We start from the raw sequence: 659 nt of genomic DNA, 5'->3' as shown, positions 1-659 counted from the left end.
CGACCGCGTGCCACCGTCCGTACCCCTCCTCCCGTGAAGGAGGTGCCGTCGTGCACACCCTGACCACCGTCGACTTCCTGGTACGGCTCGCCACCGGCGTCGCCTGCGGCGCGCTGATCGGCGTCGAACGCCAGTGGCGGGCCCGGATGGCCGGCCTGCGCACCAACGCCCTGGTCGCCGCCGGCGCCACCCTGTTCGTGCTCTACAGCGAGGCCGTCGGCGACGCCGCCAGCCCCACCCGGGTCGCCTCCTACGTCGTCTCCGGCATCGGCTTCCTCGGCGGCGGCGTCATCCTGCGCGACGGCGCCGGCGTACGCGGCCTCAACACCGCCGCCACACTCTGGTGTTCGGCCGCCGTCGGAGTCCTCGCCGCCTCCGGCGAACTGCGGTTCGCCGTCCTCGGCACACTCGCCGTCCTCGTCGTCCACCTGGTCCTGCGCCCCGCCGGCCGACTCCTCGACCGGGCCCCGCAGGCCGGCAGCGACCCCGACTCCACCACCCGCGCCACCGTCCACCTGGAATGCGACCGCAAGTCCGAGACCCACATCCGGGCCCTGCTGCTCCAGGCCCTCACCGCCTCCGGACTCGCCCCCACCGGCCTGCGCGCCCGCCGCACCGACAACGGCGACGCCACCAGCCTGCGGGCCACCGTCGCGATC

At 75.1% G+C, this 659-nt stretch carries 1 protein-coding gene; it reads left to right on the top strand.

The annotated features are described in order from the left end of the window. Nucleotides 1-50: 50 nt before the first annotated feature. Nucleotides 51-659: MgtC/SapB family protein (locus tag AE652_RS42615; RefSeq protein WP_049661712.1), on the top strand; the 609-nt coding region annotated here is incomplete at its 3' end.

The organism is Kitasatospora sp. MY 5-36, assembly GCF_001182915.1.
GTDB lineage: Bacteria > Actinomycetota > Actinomycetes > Streptomycetales > Streptomycetaceae > Kitasatospora.
Note: the sequence above shows the minus strand (reverse complement) of the source record. Positions and strands in the feature narration are given on the sequence as shown.